This is a genomic window from Cellulomonas sp. URHB0016, assembly GCF_054057935.1.
In genome coordinates this window covers 2,721,533-2,739,931 of sequence record NZ_JBSRZU010000001.1, presented here as the reverse complement: position 1 = coordinate 2,739,931, position 18,399 = coordinate 2,721,533, and the positions used below count along the sequence as shown (strand labels likewise).

16 protein-coding genes and 1 tRNA gene are annotated in these 18,399 nt (G+C 73.0%); 4 read left to right on the top strand and 13 right to left on the bottom strand.

Annotated features, from left to right (window positions below; translation table 11 throughout):
- Nucleotides 1-61: 61 nt before the first annotated feature.
- Nucleotides 62-352, bottom strand: a complete 291-nt coding sequence (locus ACVW07_RS12590; protein ID WP_456819580.1) for a hypothetical protein — start codon at nt 350-352, stop codon at nt 62-64.
- A 285-nt stretch (nt 353-637) separates the two neighbouring features.
- Between ACVW07_RS12590 and ACVW07_RS12585 the strand changes: the two genes are divergently transcribed.
- Nucleotides 638-877 carry a LuxR C-terminal-related transcriptional regulator gene (locus ACVW07_RS12585; RefSeq protein ID WP_456819579.1) on the top strand — a complete coding sequence of 80 codons (240 nt, stop codon included), beginning with the start codon at nt 638-640 and terminating at the stop codon, nt 875-877.
- A 64-nt stretch (nt 878-941) separates the two neighbouring features.
- Here the strand turns inward: ACVW07_RS12585 and ACVW07_RS12580 are convergent, their stop codons facing one another.
- Nucleotides 942-1,967, bottom strand: a complete 1,026-nt coding sequence (locus tag ACVW07_RS12580) for an NAD-dependent epimerase/dehydratase family protein (protein ID WP_456819578.1) — start codon at nt 1,965-1,967, stop codon at nt 942-944.
- A gap of 16 nt (nt 1,968-1,983) precedes the next feature.
- Nucleotides 1,984-3,192 carry a nucleotide sugar dehydrogenase gene (locus tag ACVW07_RS12575; protein WP_456819577.1) on the bottom strand — a complete coding sequence of 403 codons (1,209 nt, stop codon included), beginning with the start codon at nt 3,190-3,192 and terminating at the stop codon, nt 1,984-1,986.
- Nucleotides 3,193-3,333: 141 nt separating this feature from the next.
- Between ACVW07_RS12575 and ACVW07_RS12570 the strand changes: the two genes are divergently transcribed.
- The 3 genes from ACVW07_RS12570 to ACVW07_RS12560 are packed head-to-tail and all read left to right on the top strand — an operon-like array spanning nt 3,334 to nt 6,928.
- Nucleotides 3,334-4,548, top strand: a complete 1,215-nt coding sequence (locus ACVW07_RS12570; RefSeq protein WP_456819576.1) for a 3-dehydroquinate synthase family protein — start codon at nt 3,334-3,336, stop codon at nt 4,546-4,548.
- On the top strand, nt 4,545-5,693 hold the full coding sequence (locus ACVW07_RS12565; protein ID WP_456819575.1) for a glycosyltransferase: 1,149 nt from the start codon (nt 4,545-4,547) through the stop codon (nt 5,691-5,693). The genes ACVW07_RS12570 and ACVW07_RS12565 overlap by 4 nt, the downstream gene beginning before the upstream one ends.
- Nucleotides 5,684-6,928: an MFS transporter gene (locus ACVW07_RS12560; protein WP_456819574.1), complete on the top strand. Its 1,245-nt coding sequence runs from the start codon at nt 5,684-5,686 to the stop codon at nt 6,926-6,928. The genes ACVW07_RS12565 and ACVW07_RS12560 overlap by 10 nt, the downstream gene beginning before the upstream one ends.
- Nucleotides 6,929-6,958: 30 nt before the next feature.
- Here ACVW07_RS12560 and ACVW07_RS12555 read toward each other — a convergent pair whose 3' ends face one another.
- The 10 genes from ACVW07_RS12555 to ACVW07_RS12510 all read right to left on the bottom strand — a co-directional run bounded on the left by ACVW07_RS12555 (nt 6,959) and on the right by ACVW07_RS12510 (nt 18,332).
- Nucleotides 6,959-8,287, bottom strand: coding sequence for a glycosyltransferase (locus ACVW07_RS12555; protein WP_456819573.1), 1,329 nt, complete (start codon nt 8,285-8,287; stop codon nt 6,959-6,961).
- Nucleotides 8,288-8,432: 145 nt separating this feature from the next.
- Nucleotides 8,433-9,329, bottom strand: coding sequence for a PASTA domain-containing protein (locus tag ACVW07_RS12550; RefSeq protein ID WP_456819572.1), 897 nt, complete (start codon nt 9,327-9,329; stop codon nt 8,433-8,435).
- A 141-nt stretch (nt 9,330-9,470) separates the two neighbouring features.
- Nucleotides 9,471-9,562 (bottom strand) — tRNA-Ser (locus ACVW07_RS12545).
- Between the two features lie 138 nt (nt 9,563-9,700).
- A complete protein-coding gene (locus tag ACVW07_RS12540; RefSeq protein ID WP_456819571.1) occupies nt 9,701-11,092 on the bottom strand; it encodes a DUF2252 domain-containing protein in 1,392 nt (463 codons plus the stop codon).
- A 40-nt stretch (nt 11,093-11,132) separates the two neighbouring features.
- Nucleotides 11,133-11,654 carry a hypothetical protein gene (locus tag ACVW07_RS12535; RefSeq protein ID WP_456819570.1) on the bottom strand — a complete coding sequence of 174 codons (522 nt, stop codon included), beginning with the start codon at nt 11,652-11,654 and terminating at the stop codon, nt 11,133-11,135.
- Nucleotides 11,655-11,934: 280 nt separating this feature from the next.
- Nucleotides 11,935-12,546, bottom strand: coding sequence for a GTP-binding protein (locus ACVW07_RS12530; protein WP_456819569.1), 612 nt, complete (start codon nt 12,544-12,546; stop codon nt 11,935-11,937).
- A complete protein-coding gene (locus tag ACVW07_RS12525; protein ID WP_203758244.1) occupies nt 12,527-12,904 on the bottom strand; it encodes a DUF742 domain-containing protein in 378 nt (125 codons plus the stop codon). The genes ACVW07_RS12530 and ACVW07_RS12525 overlap by 20 nt, the downstream gene beginning before the upstream one ends.
- A gap of 17 nt (nt 12,905-12,921) precedes the next feature.
- Nucleotides 12,922-13,371, bottom strand: coding sequence for a roadblock/LC7 domain-containing protein (locus ACVW07_RS12520; protein WP_456819568.1), 450 nt, complete (start codon nt 13,369-13,371; stop codon nt 12,922-12,924).
- Nucleotides 13,372-13,456: 85 nt separating this feature from the next.
- Nucleotides 13,457-15,274 carry a hypothetical protein gene (locus ACVW07_RS12515; RefSeq protein WP_456819567.1) on the bottom strand — a complete coding sequence of 606 codons (1,818 nt, stop codon included), beginning with the start codon at nt 15,272-15,274 and terminating at the stop codon, nt 13,457-13,459.
- A 187-nt stretch (nt 15,275-15,461) separates the two neighbouring features.
- Nucleotides 15,462-18,332: an ATP-binding protein gene (locus ACVW07_RS12510; protein WP_456819566.1), complete on the bottom strand. Its 2,871-nt coding sequence runs from the start codon at nt 18,330-18,332 to the stop codon at nt 15,462-15,464.
- Nucleotides 18,333-18,399 lie beyond the last annotated feature (67 nt).

Here is an 18,399-nt window from a genome sequence, read left to right as displayed (position 1 = left end):
GTGAGATCGGGCCGCCGGGTCATGACGTGGCCGAGCGCGACCGAGCGCCTGACCGCAGTCCCTAGTCCACGCCGTCCGGGCGGATCTTCTCCGCGTCCGTCGTCAGGTCGACGTCGTCGCCGGTCTCGTCCCCGGGCAGGTCGTCCGCCCGGATCTTGTGGGCGTCCGTCGTCGCCGCCTCGGCCTCGGCGGCCGCGTCGGCCCGCTCGCCAGGAAGGCCGGCGGCACGGATCCGGGCGCTCTCCGACTCGTCGTCCCGGTCCGGGCGCCCACCTGCGAGGCCCGCGGCACGGATCCGCTCGCCCTCCGTCTCGGACCGCTCGTCCGGGGTGTGCTCGCCGTGGGTGTCCATGCGGTCCTCCTCGTCGACGCCGTCGTCGTCAGCGACCCGTCGAGCGTACGTCCGGTCGCCTCCGAGGGCCTCGGGAGCCGGATGGGGCCCGCATTGAACCGTTCGCCCCTTTCACCCGTCTCACCCACACCGACACACAACGTGCACCCGTCGAGCAGTCGCGTGGGCTCATCAACCGCGGGAAACCGCCGATAACTATCTGTACCGGTGCGACGTCGCCCCTGTCCGGACGAATCTCTCGTCCAGGGGTCCGAAGGAGACGCCGCTCCTCTGGGGGAGGAACAGATGACCATGACCATGACCACCGAGAACCCGACCGTCCTCACGGACGACGAGTCGACGCTGACCAGCCGCGAGCGCATCGTCCTCGCCGAGCTCCGTCAGGACGTGACGCTCGAGGAGATCGCCCGCCAGCTGTGGGTCACCCGCAACACGGTGAAGTCCCAGGTGCGGTCCATCTACCGCAAGATCGGCGTCTCCACGCGGGCCGAGGCCGTCGCCTGGGCGCGCTCGCACCGCTTCTGAGACGGTTGCCGGCGAGGACCGTCCGCCTGACGTCACCCGTCGACGACGGGACGCCTGACGACGGCTAGAGCCGCCCCTCCTCGACCGCCCGCGTCACCCAGGGGATGACCTCGTCGAGCATCTCGTCGAGCGTCGTCGTCGCCTCGAAGCCGAGGACCTCGCGGGCCTTCGTCACGTCGGGGATGCGGCGCTGGACGTCGTGCTCGAACGGCTCGTCGCTGACGAACCGGAACGGCACGTCCGGTCCCTTGATCTTGCGCCAGACCACCTCGGCGAGGTCGGCGACGGTGGTCGACGCGGCCGTCGACAGGTTGAAGTGGTCGTTGAGGGCCGCCGGGTGCTCCAGGGTGTCCGCGATGCCACGGGCCAGGTCGCCGCCGTACGTGTAGTGCCGCACCTGCGAGCCGTCGCCGAGCAGGTGCAGCGGGTCCTGGCCCTTGAGGATCTTCTGCACCAGGTCGGGCACCACGTGCGACATCGCGAGCTTGACGTTGCCCGACAGCACCTCGACCTCGCCGGCCGCACGGCCCTCGCCGACGCCCACGCAGTTGAAGGGCCGGACGATCGTGTACGGCAGGCCGTGCTGGTCCCACGCCGCGCGCGCGTAGTACTCGACGGCGAGCTTCTGGAAGCCGTAGCTCGACGACGGGGGCGGCACGAGCCGCTCGTCGCCCTCCTTGGACGGCCACTCGGTCGTCGACTCGTAGACCATCGACGATGACACGTACGTCAGCTTGCGCAGCGTGCCCGTCCGGTGGGCCTCGATGGCGGCGTCGCAGGTCGACGCCATGATCCGCTCGTTCGTGGCCAGCAGGTCGTACGCGTACGTGTGGAAGTAGGAGATGCCGCCGATCATCGCGGCCCCCGCGACGAAGTGGTCGCAGCCCACGAGCAGCTCGCGCAGCAGGTCGACGTCCCGGGCGTCGCCCTCGACCAGCCGGTACGCCGGGTGGTCGTCGTAGGCGTGCGTCACGGGTCCGTACTTGGAGAAGTTGTCGACGCCGACGACCTCGAAGCCGCGTCCCAGCAGCTCCTGGACCAGGTAGCCGCCGATGAAGCCGGCCGAGCCGGAGATCAGAACCTTGGTCAACGTGTGTCCCGTCGTCTCAGATGCGTGTCCCGGCGCCGGTCAGACCCCACAGGTCGGCGACGGGCTTGTCGGTGGGCAGGTCCCGGTACTCCGGGTGCGGTGCGGCGATCACCAGCAGGTCGGCACGTCGCAGCACCTCGTCGAGGGGCAGGAAGCGGTCGTCGACGACGTACGGGTCCGTGCACAGCGTCTCCTTCGCGCGGACCGCGAGGATCTTGCGCAGCTTGAACGCGAGGCTGGCGCGGGTGTCGTCGCTGCCCGCCTTGAACGCCATGCCGAGCACCCCGACCACGAGCTCGGACAGGTCGTAGCGCATCTCCAGCCGGGAGACCAGGTAGAGCGGCAGACCCTCGTTCACGAGCATCGCGGCGTGGCCGAGCACGAAGTTGTTCCGGGTGAACGCCGCGAGCTGCATGGTGTCCTTGAGCAGGCACGGCCCGGCGGCGAACCCCGGTCCCGGCATGTCCGCCGCGCGCGGGTAGTCGTGGGCCAGCGCGGCACGGATGCGGTCGAAGTCCAGGCCCGCGTCGTTCGCCATCATCCAGAACTGGTTGGCCGTCGCGAACTTGACGTAGCGCCACGTGTTGGTGAACAGCTTGGCGAGCTCGGCCTCCTCGGGCGAGAGCCGCACCGTCTGCCCGGTGAGCCGCCCGAACAGCGCCTCGGCCCGGACGTAGGCACGCTCCGTGCGCGCCGCGACGAGCTGCGGCAGGTCGAACAGCTCGGTCATGGCCTTGCCCTCGGCGATCCGTTCGGGGCAGAACGCGACGTCGAGGTCGAGCCCACGGTCGGCGAGCACCTTCTCGGTGAGCGCCGTGACGCCAGGGTGCACCGTGCTGCGCAGGACGAGCAGCTGACCGTCCCGCAGGTGCTCGGCGCACCGCCCGACCGTGCGCGGCACCGCGCCGACGTCCGGGTTGAGGTGCTCGTCCACCGGCGTCCCGACGATCACCACGACCGCGTCGCCGAGCGCGACGGACGACGGGTCGGTCGTCGCGCGCAGGCGCTCGTCGCGCACGGCGTCCGCGAGGGGCACGGCCGCACCGGGCTCGTCGAACGGGAGCACCCCGCGGTTCACGGTGGCGACGGCTGCCTCGTTGACGTCGTGCAGCACCACCGACAGGCCGCGGGACGCGAGCGCGACACCGAGCGGCAGGCCGACGCGCCCGCAGCCGCCGACGACCACGACCTCCACCGCGGTTGTTCCACGCCCGTCCTCGGTCACAGCTCGGCTCCCTCGTCCGCACCCGGTGAGACCTGCGACTTCGCCCAAATCCGGCGCAACGTACCATGCACGTCGCTACTGTGGCAGCGTTCCCACTGGGCGCGCGCCCAACTCCCGCTGGACAACTTTGAGGGGTGAGCTGTGCTCAGGCAAGAGATCCCGCTCGACGGCACCGACGTCCCCTACCTGTACGGGGTCGACGTCACCAGGGAGCTCGTCGCCGCCCTCGTCGACCTGGTGCCCGGTGCCGACCTGGTGGTGCTCGTCCACGACGCGGCCGTCGCCGAGCATGCCGCCCCGGTGGTGGAGGAGCTGCGCCGCCGGGTCCCGGTCACCACGATCGCCGTCGAGGCGGGCGAGCCGCGCAAGACGCTCTCGCTCGTCGAGAGCATCGTCGACCACGCCGTCGCGCACCACGCGACCCGGCGCACCGTGGTCGCGGGCATGGGCGGCGGCATGGTCGGGAACGTCGCCGGGCTCGCCGCGTCGCTGCTGTTCCGCGGCATCCGCCTCGTGCACCTGCCGACCACGCCGGTCGCGGCCTTCGACTCGGTCCTGTCCGTCAAGCAGGCGGTGAACCTGAGCGCCGGCAAGAACCTCGCGGGCGCCTACCACGCACCCACGCTGATCGCCTGCGACCTGCGCTGGCTGACCTCGGTGCCCCACGGGCAGCTGCTCACGGGCGCCGCGGAGATGGCGAAGAACGTCCTCGCCGTGGTGCCCGAGCGGCAGCCCGGGCTGCGGCGCGCGCTCGACCGGCTCCGGGACGAGCCCACCGCCGCCCTGCTCGAGCTCCTCGACATCGGCTGCGCCGCGAAGCGGCCCTACCTGGCGTCCGACCCGCGGGAACGGCGCGAGGCGCTCATCTTCGAGTACGGCCACACCGTGGGCCACGCCCTGGAGTTCCTCTCCGGCGGCCGCACCACCCACGGGGAGGCGGTGGCCTGGGGGATGCTCGTGGCCGCCGAGGTCAGCCAGGCGCTCGGGCACCTCGCGGACGACGACGTGGAACGGCACTACGACGTGGTCAGCTGGCTCCAGCTCGACCCCGCACCGGCCTGGGCCGTCGGGTTCGACCCCGACCGCGTGCGCGCGGTGCTGGCGACCGACAACAAGCGCGGCTACGTGCGCACCTCCCGGGACACGGTCCCCATGGTCCTGCTCGAGGCGCTGGGCCGACCGCTCGCCGACGAGCACGGACGCCCGCTCGTCCCCGTGCCCGTGGACGTGGTGATGTCGGCGCTGGACACGGTCGCCGCCGGGTCCGCCGTCATGCCGATCGTCGCCGGGCCGGTCGTCGCCGGGCCGGTCACGGCCGACACCGCGGGCACTACGCGCCCGGCGGCCGGCTCATGACCCGGATCGCGCTGTTCGACGACTTCACGGACACGGTGCTGGGCCACCACCCGGACTTCGTCGTCGGCCTCGCCAACGCGGCCGCGACGCTCTCGGACGGCCAGGACGGCCAGGACGGCCAGGACGGCACGCGGCTGTACTGCCCGCCGTCGTACCTCACGGGCCACCGGCTGTGCGCCGGCGTGGTGCACCGGCCGGTGGCCGGTGCGTCGCCGAGCTCGACCGGTGCGAAGCTGCCGTACTCGCAGTCGGTGGACCCGGCGAACCTCGCGTCGGCGGTCCGGGACGCGGCCGACCACGGCACCGACCTGTTCCTGAACTGCTACTTCGACGAGAACTATCCGGCCTGGCCCGGACCCTCGACCGGTCTTCGCCACGTCCACGCGCTGCACCGGCCGGGGTACTTCGCTGCCGACGCGGCCGGGCAGCTCACGGGCACGCAGCGGCTGGCGGACATGGTGCGCGCGCGCGCCGGCGACGCCGTGTTCGTGGTGAACACCCGCGTCGGCGAACGGCAGGCCCACGAGTTCATGGACCCCCACGCCGTGCTGCGCACCGGGTGGCCGACCGCGACGCGCGCCGAGGTCGCGCACTGGTTCGAGGCCCCGAGGCCCGCCGGCGACCAGGAGCCGTACGTGCTGTCCATCGGCAGCGCCCGGTCCGACAAGGGTGTCGACGTGCTGCTGTCCGCCCTCGCCGACGGTCCGACGGTCAAGATCCTGGGCCAGCAGTACGACGGGGTCGAGGAGCGCATCCGGCGGGAGCACCCGCGGACGCGCGTCGACTGGGAGTCCGGCTGGATCTCCCGGGATCGGCTCGGCGAGGTCATCAGCGGCGCCGCCGTCGTGGTGTTCCCCTACCAGGAGGAGTTCGCCGGGTTCGGCGGTGCCTCCGGCGCGCTCGCCCAGGCGCTCACCGTGGGCAAGCCGGTCATCGTGTCGGAGGTCCTCGCCGACCAGGTCCCCGACTCGCCGGCCTGCCGTGTGGTCGGCACCACCGACGTCGTCGCGCTGCGTACCGCCGTCGACGACGCGCTGCGGAACACCGCCGAGCTCCACCTCGCGGCGGCCGGCCTGCGGGGCCACGTCGAGGCGAACCACACCTACGAGGGTTACCTCGAACGGATCCTGGACCGGTGCAGCTGACGCCGGCGGAGTCGGCCCCGCCACCGTCGCGCGCGCGGTTCGCTGCGCTCGCGGCGCTGCTCGTCGCCACGTTCTGCTTCGTCACGACCGAGAACCTGCCTTCGGGCCTGCTGCCGCTGATCGCCGCCGACCTGCACACCTCCCTGTCGGCCACCGGCCTGCTCGTCAGCGGCTACGGCCTGACCGTCGCGGTCGTCTCGGTGCCCCTCACCCGCGCCACCCGCAACATCCCCCGCCGGTACGTCCTCACGGGGCTGCTCGCGGTCTTCGTCGCCGCCACGCTCGCGTCCGCCCTCGCGACCGGCTACCCGGTGATGCTCGCCGGCCGGGTGGTGACCGCGCTCGCGCACGCGGTGTTCTGGGCGGTCGCGGTCGTGACGGCGACGAGCCTGTTCGCCCCGCAGGTGCGCGGTCGGGTCGTCACCGCCGTGTTCGGGGCCAGCGCGCTCGCGACCGTCGTCGGCGTGCCCGTCGGAGCGTGGATCGGCGCACAGTCCGGGTGGCGCGTCGCCTTCTTCGCCCTCACCGTGCTCGGCCTGGTCGCGATGGTCGTCGTGGCGGTCAGCCTGCCGAACGTCCGGCCCGGTGAGGAGCACACCGCGCACGCCGCCGCACCGGACACCCGGCGGTACACGCTGCTGCTCGTCGCGACGGCTCTCGCCATCACCGGGCTGTCCGTCTCGTCGACGTACACCGTGCCGTTCCTGACCGACGTCACGGGGTTCAGCGAGGACGCCGTCGGGCCGCTGCTCCTCGTGCGAGGCGCCGCGGGAGTGGTGGTGCTCGCGGTCGGCGCGACCTTGCTCGACCGCTGGCCGCGCGCTGCCATGACCGTCCCGACGTGGCTGCTCGCCCTCTCGTCGATCGGGCTCTACCTGTGCGGCCGGAACCGGGTCGTCTCGACGCTCCTCCTCGCCCTGTTCGGGGCGGCGATGATGCTGATGATCACCGCGATGGCGAACCGCGTCCTGCACGTCGCCCCCGGCCGGACCGAGGTGTCGGCCGCCGCGCACAGCGCCGTCTTCAACGCGAGCGTCGCCGCCGGAGCGCTCGTCGGCGCTCTCCTGCTCCCGTCCCACGGCGGACTGCGGAACACCGCGCTGGTCGCCGGCGTGCTCGTCGCCGCGGCCGCCGCGGCGCTCGTGCTGGAACCGCACCTCAAGTCCCGGCGACCGGCACGGGGTCGACGGCCCGTGCGGGACCACCGGCCGGCCGCGCCGGCACGTTCCGGCTGACGGGTCCCCGGGCGTGGCCGGACAGCCGGGTCAGGACCCCAGCACGCCGGCCCTCGGCACGCCGGCCCCCGGCGCGCCCTCCCCCGGCCCGCCGGCCCTCGGCACGTCCGCGCTGACCCGCAGCGTCCGGCCCACCCGGCGGGCCTCCGCCTCGATGAGGTCGCCGTACTGGTCCCAGACCCCGCGGAGCCGGCTCGTGACCAGCACGACGTCCACGGCCCCGTCCGGCAGGACCGTGCGCAGCCCGAGGGCGTGGTGCCTGGCCTGCGGGAGACCGGCGGGCAGCGACGCCAGGGCGTCGGCGTCGAAGTCGAGGAGCACCGCGTCGTCAGGCAGCGACGGCGGCACGGCGGATCCGCACCCCAGCACCGCGACGGTCGACCCGCTCGGCAGGTCACGCAGGGCCGCCTCGATCTCCGCCTCGACCTGCACGTCCCGCACGGCGTCGCGCCAGTCGAGGACCGCGCCGTACTGCTCGTGCAGCGGCGCCGAGCAGTCCTCGACGAGCCACGCGCCCGTGGCGAACCAGGACCAGTTGACCTCGGTCTCCGGCTCGGGGAACTTGCCGTGCAGCTGGAGGGCGTTGCTGGTCACGCTCGCCGCATGGCCGGCAGGGTCACGCTCGTGCGGCGTCTCGATGGCCCAGGCGGCGCGACCGACGACGAACCGCACACCGGCCTTGCGCAGCCGCAGCCCCAGGTCGAGGTCCTCGACGCCCCAGCCCTGGAACGACTCGTCGAACCCTCCGGCGCGCCAGAATTCCTCCGTGCCGACCGACAGGTTCACCGCCCACGCCATGATCCACGGCAGCGGCAGCGCCTCGACGTCGAAGCCGACGGACGCGTACTCGGCGTGCCGGCAGTCCTGGAACGACGCGCTGTCGCCGTAGCGGGCGTGCACCTGGGCCGGATCGAGGGTCGCGACCGCGTCGAGCAGGCCGGGCGTCGGGTCGAACGGGCGGTAGCCGTAGGTGTACCCGATGACGGCGACCGGGCGGCTGCCCTCGGTCGCTGACGCGTGCTCCGCGAGGTGCGCCCGCACGAACCCCGGCCCCGCGAGCGTGCCCGAGTCCGTGAACACGAGGACGGGGGCCGAGGCCAGCCGGGCACCCGCGTTGCGAGCCGCCGCGACGCGCGCTCCCCGGTCCTCCTGGAAGTGGTACTTCAGGTTGAGCACCGACGAGAACGACCGGACCACGGCGGCGGTGTCGTCCGTCGACCCGTCGTCGGCGACCACGACCTCGAACTCGTCCCGGGGCAGGTCCTGCGCCGCGAGCGACGCCAGCGTCGCGCGGAGCTCGTCGCTCCGGTCGTAGGTGGGGACGACGACCGTCGCCCGTGGTCGTCCCGACGACGTCATCGCGCGCTGCCCCTCCGCAGGTCCGAGGCGGATCCGGTCCGCCCGGACGCCTCTGGCGCGTCACGCTAGCGCATGCCGCGTCGGTGGGGCGTGAGCGCGAGTGGTGCGGCTGCCCGACGAGTGTCCGCGCCCCGGTTCGCGGCCCTCAGCGCGTCGAGTCGTCGATCTCGACCTCGGTCGGTCGAGGAAGGTCGACGGGCGCGACCTGACCGACTCCTGCGTACTGGCCAGGACCTCCGAGGCATCTGGCGTTCACGTCGTCGTCGACGAACCGGTACACCCCTTCCGTCACCACGAACGACGCGTCCTGCGGGTCGCGGCTCGGCCGGTCGTCGCCGTACTGGCCGGCGCGCGCGACGGCGGACTCGCCGGCGGCGAGCACCTGTCCGTACAGGGTGGGGCCGAACTGGCCGGGGATCGTCCAGGGCTGCACGCCGTCGGGCATCGTGTAGTACCCGGTGTGGACGAAGTTCCAGCCGTCGACCCGCACATCGAAGTCGGCGACCTTGACGTCCTCCGACGACCGGTTGGTGACGGTGACGTCGACCACCGCGTGGGCACCGACGACGGTCGGGTCGTCGGTGGTCCAGCCCGACACTCTCGCCCAGGTCACCACGAAGGTCGGTGCGGTGCAGGGGTCGACGGACGGGCTCGGGCTCGGGGCGGGTGCCGTGGGGCGTGACCCGACCGCGTGCTCGACCTCAGGGCGCACCGCGGCATCGTCGGGCAGCAGCTCGAGAGTCTCGGCGTGGTCGAGCGGGCTCACCTTGAGCTCGATCTCGTCGTCGGGGTCGGGCCGCGAACCTGCCTCTTGCACCTGGTCCACGACCGCCCAGCTCGACCAGTGGACCAGTACTCCACCGGCGACACGGTGGGCGAAGACGTGATCGAAGCCGGCGTCCTCGAGCATGTCCTCCGCCACGTCGAGCCGTTGGCCGGTCACGTCCGGGACGACGCGCGGCTCCGGTCCGGAGCACCCGCACGCCACGACGGCGACCAGTGCAGCCACGACGGCTGCGACGACGACACGCGAGGACCTCACCTCCACATCATCGGCGGCCGAGACCGCCTCCTGAACGCCGCCGGCGACCAGGCGACGTCGACGCTCTCCCGGTCGTCCTGCTCCGGCGCGGTCGCACCCGGTCGTCGCTGTGCGTTCGCAGAGGCCCGCCCGAACCTTCGGCGGAGGGCGTGGGATTCGAACCCACGAGGACGGGGTTGTCCCGCCCCAACGGTTTTCAAGACCGTCTCTTTCGGCCGCTCAGACAGCCCTCCCGGTGCAGCGGACCCTAGCAGCAACCACTTCTGGCCTGGACATTCGCGGCGCTGACCAGCGCCTTCACCGGCCAGGCCGGCTCCGCCGCCGCGGCCTCGTCGGTCAGGTGCGCTCCCCGGCGTGACCCGGCGCGCCCGTCAGACGTCCTTCACGGCGGGCAGCCGGCCGCTGTCGATCGCCGCGACGAGCCGGGCGTGGTCACCCTCGATCCGGTCGGCGTAGGTGACGGCGTAGTCGGCGAGCGCCTCGTCGGCGCGCTCGGAGGACCCGAGGTACGCGCCGATCGCGACGCGGTCACCGGACCGGCTGTGCGCCCGTGCGAGGCTCCACGCGCACAGCTCGGCGTACCGGGTCATCCCGGCCGGGATCATCTGGTCGACGGGGAGCGAGCCCTTCCAGTCCCGCAGCTGGCGGATGTAGAAGTCGCGCTCGACGTCGTCGACGCCCGTCTCGCGCTGCCAGCCGAGGAAGATGTCGCTGGCCGCCTGCATGAGCCGCTGGCCTTCCACCACGCGCTGCGCGTGGTTCCCGTAGTCGCTGGCCCCGGCGAACTCCTCCAGGACGGACGCCTGGGCCTCCTTGGCCTGCAGGACGATCAGGTCGTCCTCGTCGGTGCCCTGCAGGAGCATGATCCACGCCCGGGTCCCCACGCTTCCCACGCCGACGACCTTGCGCGCCATGTCGACGAGCCGGTACTGCTCGAGCAGGTGCCGCCGGTCGTCCTGGAGGGACGTGCGATAGGCCACGAGCAGGTCGTGCATGCGCAGGGCCGCGTGGTTCTCCTCCATCAGGTCGCGCAGCGGCACCAGCAGCGGCGGGTCCGCGACGAACCTGCGGTGCCCGCCGACCACGGCCGTCAGCTTCTCCACGGCCTTGAGGTGGTCGCTGGAACGCGCCTTGGAGACCGTCGCCCGGGTCCGGCGCGCCGACTTCCCGGGGAGCGACGTGAGGATCTCGTCCATCATGTCGTCGACCGACGCGTGCGCGTACCAGACCGCCAGCATGGGCTGCCGGGCGAACTCCCGCACCGCCTCGCGGTAGGCCCTCGCGGCGCCGAGCACCAGCTGGCGCCGCTCCTTGCGGTGGAACTCGTTGGCCCGCCCGGCGAGCTCCGCGCTCGCCAGGAGCCGCTTCACGTCCCACTCGAACGGGCCGGGCAAGGTCTCGTCGAAGTCGTTCGCGTCGAACAGCAGCCGCCGCTCCGGTGAGCCGAACACACCGAAGTTGCTCAGGTGCGCGTCACCGCAGAGCTGGGAGCGCAGACCGCTCGACGGCGCCTTCGCGAGGTCGTGCGCCATCACGAGGGCGGAGCCCCGGTAGAACGCGAACGGCGACTCCGACATCCGCCCGTACCGCAGCGGGACGAGCTCCGGGACACGGTGCTCCGCCTGCTGCTCGAGCAGGTCCAGCGGGTCGGGCCGGCCGTCGGTAGGCCCGGCGTCGGCCAGGGCCTCCAGCGGCAGGACGGTGCGGGCCGCCTTGCCGCGCGCCACCCGCTCCTCACGGGTCAGGTGCTCGATGGCGCTCACGACCTGAACCTATGTGCGCGACGACCCTCGACGACAGTGCCTACGGGCGCCCGTCGTCCTCCCACCACCGGTCCGACAGACCCGGGCTCACCACGTCGAGCAGGTACAGCGCCGCGACCTGCGCGAGCCGGACGTCGTACGTCACCACCGCACCGACGTCCGGGTGGGCGATCGCCGCACCGGCATGCAGCGCGGTGAACGGCCGCAGCACACCTGCCACCAGGCTCGCCGCCCGGAGGGTCTGGTCGGAGAACCGCACCACCTCCACCCGCTCGGCGACGTCGTGCGCCACACCGTGCGCCTCGACGCCCCGCGGGCGGGCCGTGCACCGCAGCTCGGTCATGCCGAGCGGAGTCGTCACGAGCTCCCGCTCGTGCAGGACGGTCCACGCGAGCCACTCCGCGCGGCACGGTGCGCCCGCCAGGTAACGCGTCAGGGCGGTCCCGTCGGCGTACACCCGACGACGGCAGGGCGCGCCGTCGTCCGGGGCGCTCCTGGGACGAGGCACGAGCCGCAGCCCGACCTCACCACGAGGGCCGGGAGCGCGGACGTCGGCAGGCACCCGTCCATGATCACGCAAGCACCGGCGTCCCGACGTACGGGTGGTCCGGTGATGCCCGCGCCGACGACCTTGTCGACGCGGACCGGTATGCCCGTGCCGACGACCTCGTCGACGCGGACCGGTATGCCCACGCCGACGGCTCTGTCGACGCGGACCGGCGGTGCCCGCGTCGACGACCTTGTCGACGCGGACCGGTCGTGCGCGCGCCGACAGCAGCGGCGGCGCCGCACCCCGACGGCCGGCACCCGCGAGGGGCCGGCCGTCGGTGGTCAGTCCGGGATCACCGGCTGCGCAGACGCTCCATGGCGAGCTGCACGAGGGAGATCAGGGCCTGCTTGGTCGCCGCGCGCGAGCGGGCGTCCGTGTAGAGCACCGGCACGTGCGCCGGGATCGCGAGCGCCTCGCGGACGTCGTCCAGCTGGTGCTTGGCGACGCCGTCGAAGCAGTTCACGCCGACGACGAACGGGATGCCACGGCTCTCGAAGTAGTCGACGGCCGGGAAGCACTGGTCCAGGCGGTCGGTGTCCACGAGCACCACGGCACCGATGGCGCCGCGGACCAGGTCGTCCCACATGAACAGGAACCGGTCCTGGCCAGGCGTGCCGAACAGGTACAGCCACAGCGACCCCGGCAGCGCGATGCGACCGAAGTCCATCGCGACCGTGGTGGTGGTCTTGCGGTCCGACACACCGCCGGCGTCGTCGACGCCGACAGAGTGCTCGGTCATCGCGGCCTCGGTGTTGAGAGGCTCGATGTCCGAGATGGACCCGATGAAGGTCGTCTTGCCGACGGCGAAGCCGCCTGCAACGACGATCTTGACGACAGTGGGGGCAACGGACCCCGCCGGACCCGCCGGAGCGGCCACAGCGGCGTCAGAGGGCGGAAATGCCATTGAGAACACTCTCCAGCACGCTCAGGGACAGGGCGGGGGACTCACCGGTGTTGACGTCGACCGGCTGCGAGGTGTGCACGCGCACGTACTGCTGGTCGGCAAGGTCGGACACGAGGATCCGGACCACGCCGAGCGGCAGGTGAAGGAGGGCCGAGAGCTCGGCCACAGAGATGTAGTTGTGGGCGGCATGCTGGATGATCGCCCGCTTCTCAGGCGGGAGACCTTGACCGGACACGGCACCCGGCATCACCTCGACCAACGCCTCGAGCGGCAGGTCGGAGCGCGCCGAGCGCACGCGGCCACCGGTCACGGCATACGGCCGGACCGTTCGCGCCTCGTACTCGATGTGCTCGCTCATCCGTCAGACCCGGGGCCTCAGGCGACGGGAGCGCGCGTGGCGCCGTCGACGGGGAGCTGGCCACGCATCTCGGAGATGAGCTGGGGCGTCAGGGTCGCCTCGGTCCGCGAGACGAGCATCGCCATCTCGTAGCCGATGAGCCCGACGTCGCAGCTCGACTCCGCCACGACGGCGAGGACGGAGCCGTTCGAGACGCTCATCAGGAAGAGGAACAGCTGGTCCATCTCGATGATCGCCTGACGCACCTCCCCCGCACGAAGCTGGCGCGACGCGCCACGGGTCAGGCTCGACATGCCCGAGACGATGGCCGCGAGCTGGTCGCCGCTGGTGCGGTCGAGAAGCTCGGACATCGCCATGAGAAGACCGTCGGCAGACACCACAAGCGTGTGGCGGGTGCCGGGCACGGTCCGGACGAAGTTGTCCAGGAGCCAGCCGAAGTTGGCTGCCTCGGTGCTGAGCGCGGTCACGCTTCCTCCTTGCTGGTGCAGTCGACGACTGCGGGGTACGACGTCACCGAGGCGGCGACGACAGGGGTGGGGTCGGTCGAGTTCATCAGGCGGGGCCGTTCTGCTCAGGGGACGGGTCACCGGAGGCGCGGCGGCCGCGAGAAGTCCCGGACTGGAAGCTCGACAGACGCGAGCGGAGCTCGTCCGCGTCACGCTGCACAGGCTTGCCCTCGTCGGCGGAGACGGGAGTCGTCGGCACTGCCGACGGCACACGCCGGGTGAGCTGCTCGGCCGCGCCACCAACTGCGCTCGGCCGGTAGGCCGAGAGCTGGCTGAGCTCGGACAGCGCCTGCTCCTGGATGTCGGACCGCAGGGCGAGCATCGCCGCGACCTCGTCGTCCAGGGTCCCGATCCGCGGGGCGACCGACGGCGGGACGTTGGGGTGGGGCACCGTCGACACCGGCGCACCGGCGGCCGCCGGGCGCGAGGCCCAGTCGGGCGGTGACCAGGAGCCGGCGGACCGCTGCTCCAGCGGAGCCGGGGCGGCGGGCGCGGGGGCCTTGGCGGGCGCTGCGCTGGGCGCCGGCGGCACGACCATGGCGGGCGCCGTGGGTGCGGTCCACGCCGGGGCCGACCAGCTTCGGGTCGCATCGTCAGCGGCCGGAGCAGGTGACTCCGCCGACCACGCGGAGGTGCGCGGCGGCGAGACGGGGTCAGCCGGAGCCGGTGCAGCGGGCGTCGCGGCCGACGACGCGGCCTCGCCACCCTTGCGCTTGCCGAACAGGCCGCCCCAGCGACGCTTGGGCTGCGACTCGTCGTCGCCCGCGTTGACGAGCTGGGAGAACGGCTGCTCGGCGGCGGGGGCGGAGGCCCACGCCTGCGCGCTCTGCACGGGGGCCGGAGCCACCGGGGCAGGAGCGGCGGGAGCCGGAGCCTCCGCGAACGGAGCCGGAGCCTGCGCGTACGGCGCGGGAGCCTGCGCGAACGGCGCGGGAGCCTGGGCGTAGGGGGCCGGGGCCTGGGCGTACGGCGCGGGAGCCTGCGTGTACGGAGCCGGGACCTCGACGTGCGGAGCCGGGACGTACGGTGCCGGGGCGGCCTCGGCGACCGCGTGCTGCTCCGTCTGCTCGACGGGAGCAGCCTCCGGGTCGGGCACGAGCGTCGGCCACGCCTCGGCGACCGGGGCGTTCCACGTCTCGGGCTCCATGTCGGGCTCGAGCTCGGGAATCACCGGCGCGAAGGTCGTCGTCTCGTCCGTGCGTGCGCTCGGGGCCTCGACGGCCACGTGCTGGTCGACGGGCTGGGCAGGCGCGTCGGTCGACTGGAACGCCGGTGCCTGCCAGGTGGGCGGCTGCCACGCGGGCGCCTCCCACGCGGGGGCCGGCCACGCGTCGTCGGCCGGCTGCTGAGCGTCGGCCACGGGGGCCGGCTCCTCGGCGGCGGCCGGCTGGGGCTGCGGGGCCGGGACCACGGGCAGTGCACCCGTGTGCCAGGCGCGCGCCTCGTCGAGCGTCCGCTCGAACGGGACGTGCGGGGTGCTGAGGGCCGCGGGGATCCCCTGCGACGCCGCGCCGGCCCAGCCGGAGTAGCCGCTGTACGAGGTGAACGCGGCGGGTGCGTCGGCCACGGAGGCCTCGGCGGCGGCGGCGGCCGACCGACGGGTCGGGAGGGTCGGCTCCGCCGAGGCGGGAAGCTCGGCGGCGGGAAGCTCTGCGGCGGGCTCCTCGGCGTGGTCGGCGGCCTCGTGGAGGACCGTGTCGAACATCGGCGAGTCGTCCAACGGCGAGACGCGGTAGGACAGCTGGTCAGCGGCAGCCTCGGCGGCCTGCGGCGCCCACACGGGCTCCTCAGCGGCAGCCTCAGCGACCTGCGGCGCCCACACGGGCTCCTCAGCGGCAGCCTCAGCGACCTGCGGCGCCCACACGGGCTCCTCAGCGGCAGCCTCAGCGGCTCGCGGGGCCCAGACGGGCTCCTCAGCGGCAGCCTCAGCAACCTGCGGCGCCCACACGGGCTCCTCAGCGGCAGCCTCAGCAACCTGCGGCGCCCACACGGGCTCCTCAGCGGCAGCCTCAGCAACCTGCGGCGCCCACACGGGCTCCTCAGCGGCAGCCTCAGCGGCTCGCGGGGCCCAGACGGGCTCCTGCGACTGCGCGGGCGTCGCCCAGCCCTCGGCCGGCGCCCACGGCTCGGCGGCGACGGCCTCGGCCGCGGTGGCGACCTCGTTGTGCTCGGGGGCGGTCGGGGCCCAGACGGGCTCCTCGACCTCGGCGGTGTACGTCGGCTCGCTCGGGGCCCAGACGGGCTCCGACGGCTGCGACGGTGCCCACGCCTCGGCGGGCTCGATCTCGGCGTGCTCGGCGTGAGCGGGCTCCACGTCGGCGGTCTCGGGCTCGACCTCGCCGGAGAGCTCGACGACGGGCGTCTGCTCCTGGGCGGCGTCGGGCTGCGCGGGCGTCCATGCCGGCTCGTCGTCCTCCACCAGGGCGGGGACCACGAGGGGCTCGGGGGCGGCCGAGTGGGCGCCGAGGCTCATCCACGGTGCGCGCACCGCCGTCGGGCGCGCCCTGACGGTCGTCGTCGGCCAGACCCGGGATGGCTGTGCCACCGGCAGGCGTGCCGGGCTGGATGTCACCGCGACCGCGGAAGCCGGAGAACAGGCCGGCACGGGCGGACGGGGCGGGAGCGCTGACGACCGGGGCCTCCTCGACGGGCTGCGCCCAGGCCGACGTGGCGGCACGGGTACGGCTCGGCAGGCCGAGGTTCTTGAGCGGCTCGGCCGCGATCGTCGGGGGCTTCCACTCGCTGGAGCCCGTCGCGAGGTCCGCCGAGATGTTCCCGGAGGGCGCCTCGGGCAGGACGATGTTGTCCTCGTCGAACGTCTTGCGGGGACGTGCGGGCAGCTCGCTGCGGCCCAGCGCGGGAGCGACGCCGGGGACGCCCTCGGCGTTCGTGTCGGTGTCGGCACCGTCGTCGCCGCGGCGGCGACGCGGCAGGCCCAGCGCGGTGGCGCCGTCGGTCAGCGCGGCGAGGTCGACCTCTTCGACGACCGGCGGCTGGAACGCGTCCGCCGAGATGCTGGGAGCCGAGGCCGGGGCCGGCGCCGAGGAGCCGTAGAGCGACTGCTCGTTCGCCGCGAACAGCGAGGCGGGGAAGCGGACGATCGTCTGGGTGCCCGTGCCGCTGGGGCTCTTGCTGAGGATCACGTCGGCGCCGAGGCGCTGGGCGATGCGACCGACGACGAAGAGGCCGAGGCGCTGGGCACCGAGGGCGTCGCCGGCACCGGTGGACCGGATGCGAGCGTTCGCGGTCTCGATCTCCACGTCGCTCATGCCGAGGCCCTGGTCGCTGACCTTCACCATGACGAACTGGCCCACCACGCCGGTGGTGACCATGACGGGCGTCTCCGGCTCGGAGAACACCGTGGCGTTCTCCAGGAGCTCGGCGAGCATGTGCGCGGCACCGAGGGCGTTGAAGCCGAGCATGGCCGGGTCGACCTGCAGGTCGAGCTCGACGCGGTCGTACTGCTCGATCTCCGACGAGGCGGTACGGATGACGTCCGAGAGCGGCATGGCGTCCCGCAGGCGGCGACCGGAGTCGATGCCGGCGAGGACGAGGAGCGACTCGGCGTTACGACGCATCCGGGTGGCGAGGTGGTCGAGGCGGAACAGGTTCGCCAGCGTCGACGGGTCCTCCTCCGCACGCTCCAGCGAGTCGATGAACGACAGCTGGCGGTTGAGGAGCACCTGGTCGCGGCGGGCCACGTTGACGAACATCTCCGCGATGGAGCCACGCAGGGCGGCCTGCTCCTGGGCGATCTGCACGGTCGTCGCGTTGACCGAGTTGAAGGCCTGGGCGAGCTCGCCGACCTCGTCGCGGGTGGTCACGGGGATGGGCTCGAGCGTGATCTCGGGACCCTCACCGGGGACGGCCACCTGCTCGACGAGCCTCGGCAGCTGCTCGCGGACGTTCGCGGCGGCGGCGGTGAGGCGACGGAGCGGGGTGACGATCCCTCGGGCGATGACGACGGCGAAGAACAGGGACGCGACGGCGGCGGCGATGGCCAGGCCGATCGTCAGGATGGCGCGCTTCTGCGCGTCGTCGGCCGCCTTGGTGGCGATCGCGTGGCCCTCCTTGAGGACCGCGTCGTTCACCGAGGAGAGGGAGAGCAGCTGGTTCTGGATGTCCGTGGCGTAGGCACCCATGTCGACGGCCTCGAAGGCGCTCGCATTGCCCTGCGACAGGTCGGACCGGACGTTGGTGAGCAGGTACGAGGGGTCGTCCTGGCTGAGCTCGACGTCGATCCCGAGGCCCTCGACCGCGTCACGTGCACGGTGACGGGCCTGCTCGTTGGCGGCCGTCTCGTTGGCGAAGGCCAGCGCGGCGGTCTGCAGCGACACGCGGGTCTTGATCAGGGCCACGGCGTCGACGAGCTCGCTCACCAGGCCGTCGCTCGTGGTCGCGACCTCGCGGTACGCCGTCACGTAACGGGCCAGGTCACGGTTGGGCAGCGCGTTGGCCACCGACTCCATGAGGTCGATCTGACCGGTGATGATCGTGGTGTAGTACCGCGCGATCTCCTCGCGGTGACCGTTGATGTCCACGAGCTTGCGCGCGGACGGCAGCATCTCGTTGTGCGCGAACTGCACGTCCTGGAACTGGGTGACCACCGCGTCCGGGAAGGCGTCGAGGTTGAGGGCCCGGGTCTTGGGGAACACGTCGCGCAGCGCGTCGTCGGACGCGATCCGCGCGGCGTTGATCTGCTCGGGGGTGCCGCCGTTGAGGCTGAGGATGCGCTCCGCCTCGATGGCGCTCGCGAGGGGGGCGTACGCCTGCAGTGCGGCCATGACGCCCTCGGCCGCGCTGACCTCGCTGGCCTCGCGGAGCGCCTCGTTCGAGATGTAGGCGCCGGCGCCGAAGAGAACGAGCATGGGCACGGCGAGGACAGCCATCACCTTGGCGCGGATGCCAAGCCGTCGCAGCATGTCGATCCTTTCGTTCACCCGTCTCGGGTGTCACCATCGGGGCTGTGCCGAACCAGTCCTGCGTCGC

Bases quoted from the DNA above. Each gene is read 5' to 3' on its own strand.
- ACVW07_RS12525 (WP_203758244.1), bottom strand. From the start codon at position 12,904: ATGAGCGAGCACATCGAGTACGAGGCGCGAACGGTCCGGCCGTATGCC.
- ACVW07_RS12565 (WP_456819575.1), top strand. From the start codon at position 4,545: ATGACCCGGATCGCGCTGTTCGACGACTTCACGGACACGGTGCTGGGC.
- ACVW07_RS12530 (WP_456819569.1), bottom strand. From the start codon at position 12,546: ATGGCATTTCCGCCCTCTGACGCCGCTGTGGCCGCTCCGGCGGGTCCG.
- ACVW07_RS12590 (WP_456819580.1), bottom strand. From the start codon at position 352: ATGGACACCCACGGCGAGCACACCCCGGACGAGCGGTCCGAGACGGAG.
- ACVW07_RS12555 (WP_456819573.1), bottom strand. From the start codon at position 8,287: ATGACGTCGTCGGGACGACCACGGGCGACGGTCGTCGTCCCCACCTAC.
- ACVW07_RS12585 (WP_456819579.1), top strand. From the start codon at position 638: ATGACCATGACCATGACCACCGAGAACCCGACCGTCCTCACGGACGAC.
- ACVW07_RS12510 (WP_456819566.1), bottom strand. From the start codon at position 18,332: ATGCTGCGACGGCTTGGCATCCGCGCCAAGGTGATGGCTGTCCTCGCC.